Annotated in this window: 2 protein-coding genes and 2 pseudogenes; all 4 read left to right on the top strand. The window is 55.9% G+C overall.

The window, feature by feature from the left end; all coding sequences use genetic code 11:
* Positions 1-20: 20 nt before the first annotated feature.
* A pseudogene (gene cysD / locus ACESMW_RS17830) lies at positions 21-551 on the top strand (sulfate adenylyltransferase subunit CysD); the annotation flags it as partial.
* Positions 551-1,963 (top strand): sulfate adenylyltransferase subunit CysN, encoded by a 1,413-nt coding sequence (cysN, locus tag ACESMW_RS17825; protein ID WP_372988326.1) that lies wholly within the window; start codon positions 551-553, stop codon positions 1,961-1,963. The pseudogene cysD and the gene cysN, both read left to right, overlap by 1 nt.
* A gap of 114 nt (positions 1,964-2,077) precedes the next feature.
* On the top strand, positions 2,078-2,683 hold the full coding sequence (cysC, locus tag ACESMW_RS17820) for an adenylyl-sulfate kinase (protein ID WP_372988325.1): 606 nt from the start codon (positions 2,078-2,080) through the stop codon (positions 2,681-2,683).
* A 4-nt stretch (positions 2,684-2,687) separates the two neighbouring features.
* Positions 2,688-4,372 (top strand): annotated as a pseudogene (locus ACESMW_RS17815) (SLC13 family permease); the annotation flags it as partial.

The following is a 4,372-nucleotide window of genomic DNA, read 5'->3' as shown; positions in this document are numbered from 1 at the left end:
CGCTGGCGGTGGACCAGTAGGGGTTTGATGCTGCCTGCGGGGGGGCCCGCCGGGACGAGGAGAAATCCCGCGCCAAGGAGCGGGTGTATTCGTTCCGCGACAAGTTCCACCGTTGGGACCCGAAAAACCAGCGCCCGGAGTTGTGGAATCTGTATAACGGCAAGGTGAACAAGGGCGAAAGTATTAGGGTGTTTCCACTGTCCAACTGGACGGAGCTGGACATCTGGCAGTACATCTATCTGGAAAACATCGACATTGTTCCCTTGTATTACGCGGCAGAACGGCCCGTGGTAGAGCGGGACGGTACCCTGATCATGGTGGATGATGATCGCATGCCCCTGGAGCCGGGCGAGACGCCGGAAATGAAGATGGTGCGGTTCCGTACGCTCGGGTGTTACCCGCTGACCGGTGCAGTTGAATCTACTGCGTCGACTTTGCCGGAGATTATTCAGGAAATGCTGTTGACCAAGACCTCAGAGCGCCAGGGTCGGGTGATTGATCATGACTCCGCAGCCTCCATGGAACAGAAAAAACGCGAAGGGTATTTCTGATGTCTCACGCTTCTGAATTGATTAAATCCGATATCCTTGCGTATCTGGACCAACACGAGAACAAGGACCTGCTGCGCTTTCTGACCTGTGGTAGTGTTGATGACGGCAAATCCACGCTGATTGGCCGCCTCTTGTTTGATTCCAAGCTGATTTTTGAGGACCACCTGGCAGCCTTGCACAAGGATAGCGAGCGGCAAGGCAATGCTGGCGAAGCGCTGGATCTTGCCCTGTTGGTGGATGGCCTGGCTTCCGAGCGTGAGCAGGGCATAACCATTGATGTTGCCTATCGGTATTTTTCCACCGATAAACGAAAGTTTATCATTGCGGACTGCCCGGGCCATGAGCAGTACACCCGGAATATGGCCACGGGTGCTTCTACGTGTGATTTGGCGGTGGTGATGATTGATGCCCGTAAGGGTGTGCTAACACAGTCTCGCCGACACAGTTTTATTGTCAGCCTGCTCGGTCTGAAGCATGTAGTGGTAGCCATCAACAAAATGGACCTGGTGGATTTCTCGGAAGAGGTGTTCAACAACATCCGCGGAGAGTACCAGAAGCTGGCGGCCCAGCTTGGTCTGGAAGATGTTTACTACGTGCCGATTTCCGCTCTGAATGGCGATAACGTGGTTAACCGTAGCGAGCAGACGCCCTGGTATCACGGTGAGACTCTGATGAACATCCTGGAGCAGGTGGAGGTTCTGGAAGACCAGAATGTGACCGACCTGCGTTTCCCGGTTCAGTATGTGAACCGCCCGAACCTGGACTTCCGGGGCTACTGCGGCACGCTTGCCAGTGGTGTGGTTCACAAGAGCGATGAGGTGGCGGTACTGCCTTCCGGAAAGACCTCCCGGGTCAAGGGTATCCATACCTACGAGGGCGAGGTTGAGCGGGCCTGGCCGGGGGATGCCATTACGTTAACGCTGGAAGATGAGGTGGATATTTCCCGCGGTGATCTCCTGGTGCATGCCAATAGCCAGCCAGCCATGGGGAACCGCTTTGCGGCTCACATCGTGTGGATGAATGAACAGGCGCTGAAGCCGGGGCGGGAATACGGCATCAAGATCGGCACACGGGTGACCAACTGCTATGTCAACGAGGTACTGGAAGAGATTGACGTTAACACGCTGGAGCGCTACCCGGAGGCCACAGGCGGCCTTGATCTGAATGCCATAGGTCTTTGTGATGTTGAGCTTTCCGAGCCGGTAGTGGTTGAGGACTATCAGCATCACCCGGGCACCGGCAGTTTTATTCTGATCGACAAGTTGACGAATGTGACAGTGGCTGCCGGCATGGTTGATAAGGCCCTGGGTGATGCCAGCGCGGCGACCGAGCGGGAATATACCGAGGCCGAGCGGAATCTGAATCGGTTTATCCGCGAGAACTATCCGGAGTGGGGTTGTAAGCCGGTTTGATTTGGTTGTCGGATTACGCTTCGCTAATCCGACCTACAATTCTTTCCAAACTTATGTAGGTCGGATTAGCAAAGCGTAATCCGACAAACGAAACCAGATTCGAGGGAAAGCACCTTGGCAGATAACATTGTCTGGCACGATCACAAGATTACCCGTGCCGAACGTTCTGCGAATAAAAACCAGAAGCCCTGTCTTCTCTGGTTCACAGGCCTGAGTGGCTCTGGAAAGTCGACCATTGCCAATGCGCTGGACGTGGCCCTGCACAATCGCGGGTATCACACGTTTCTTTTGGATGGCGACAATGTTCGACACGGCTTGTGCAGTGACCTGGGCTTTTCTGACGACGATCGGGAAGAGAATATTCGCCGGGTAGGTGAAGTGTGCAAGCTCTTTGCCGATGCAGGGCTGATTGTTATGAGTGCGTTCATTTCGCCCTTCACCAGTGATCGCCGAATGGTCCGCAAGTTGTTTCCCGCAGGCGAGTTCATTGAGGTTTTTATGGATACGCCGCTGGAAACCTGTGAGGAGCGGGACCCCAAGGGCCTCTACCGCAAGGCCCGTTCTGGCCAGATCAAGCACTTCACCGGGATCGATTCGCCTTACGAAGTGCCGTCGCATCCCGAAATCCGGCTGGATACTTCCCGTAATTCCGTGGAGGAGTGCGTGGATTCTCTGATCGCCTATTTGCTTGAGCGGGAAATGATTATCCGCAGGGACTGATTCCATGGAGTGGCAAGGCATCGTTACGCTGATAACGCTTTTTTCTGTGTTGTCAGCTTTGGCGCTTACCCGTGTTTCTGCAGACCTGATCCTGATGGCTGCTCTGGCTTTTCTGTTGATCACAGGAATCCTGGGGCCGGCGGAGGCGTTAGCTGGTTTTGGTAACCCTGGTGTTATCACGATCGCAACCTTGTATGTTGTCGCGGCCGGACTGAAGGAGACCGGGGCAGTGCAGTGGATTGCTCGCCGGTTGCTGGGACACCCGAAGACCGAGAAGGGTGCCCAGCTGCGGATGATTGCTCCCACGGGCATTCTGAGTGGTTTCATGAATAACACGGCGGTGGTTGCCATGTTCATCCCGGCCATTCAGGACTGGGCCCAGCGACTGGGCGTGCCCGCTTCCAAACTGCTGTTACCTTTGAGCTACGGAGCGATTCTTGGCGGTACCTGCACGCTGATCGGCACCAGTACCAATCTGGTTGTTGATGGAATGCTCCAGAGTCGCCTCGGCATCAATCTGGGGCTGTTTGAATTGGCCTGGGTTGGCGTTCCCTTGTTGTTGGTTGGCGGTGCCTTTCTGGTTTTATTTGCCTCGAGTATCTTGCCTGATCGTGGCGGCGTTACTGAAGAGCTGGACCTTGTTCGGGAATATGGGGTGGAGGTTGAGGTAGTAACCCCCGGGCCGCTGGTTGGCAAGACTATTGCCGAAGCGGGCCTGAGAGCATTGAATTATGGCTATCTGACTGAAATTGATCGGGGCGGTCGGCTGATCACTGCAGTAGAGCCAGACCGGACTCTGCAGGGGGGCGACCGGCTGTATTTTGTGGGTGCGCCCGAATGCGCCAGTGAGCTGCGGCGAATCCAGGGCCTCAAGCCCGCGAACGGCAGCGTGCACAAACTGGATGTGGCTAATCATCAACGGTGCCTGGTGGAGGTGGTGCTTGGGCCTGAGTTCCCGGCGTTAAACAAGACCATTCGGGATAGCCGGTTCAGGACCCGGTTTAACGCCGTCATTCTGTCGTTGTCCCGTGAGGGCAGGCGGGTGCCGGGGAAGCTCGGGGATATCACCTTTCGAATGGGGGACACACTGCTCCTCGAGGCCAGTCATCAGTTTGTTGAGCAGTACCGATTCCGCCGGGACTTTCTGTTGGTCAGTGCACTCAACGATTCCACGCCTCCGGATTTCCATAAAGCCCCACGGGCCCTGGGAATTCTGGCGCTGATGGTGCTGGTAAGTGCTTCCGGGCTTTTACAGATTATGGAGGCTGCCTTTCTTGCGGCTGGTGCCATGATTGTGTCTGGATGCCTTACCGCCAGCAGGGCCCGCCGCAGCGTGGATTTGCCAGTGTTGGTGGTGATCGCCGCGTCTTTTGCTCTGGGCAATGCCATGACCGTTACCGGGGCTGCCGAGTGGGTGGCCGGCGGTTTATTGGGGGTCGGTGAGCTTTCTCCCTGGGTTGCTCTGGCCATTATCTATATCCTCACCGCCGTTTTCACTGAAGTTATCACCAACAATGCGGCGGCGGTCCTTATGTTTCCTATCGCGCTGGCGCTTTCGGAACAGCTCGGGGTGAGTTTCCTGCCATACGCGGTCGCAGTAATGTTTGCGGCGTCGGCCTCGTTTGTTACGCCATTGGGCTACCAGACCAATTTGAGGGTTTATGGCCCGGGGCGGTATCGTTTTATGGA

The sequence above is a fragment of the Marinobacter sp. genome, from assembly GCF_041690455.1.
Taxonomy (GTDB): domain Bacteria; phylum Pseudomonadota; class Gammaproteobacteria; order Pseudomonadales; family Oleiphilaceae; genus Marinobacter.
This window is presented reverse-complemented; position numbering and strand designations above follow the sequence as displayed.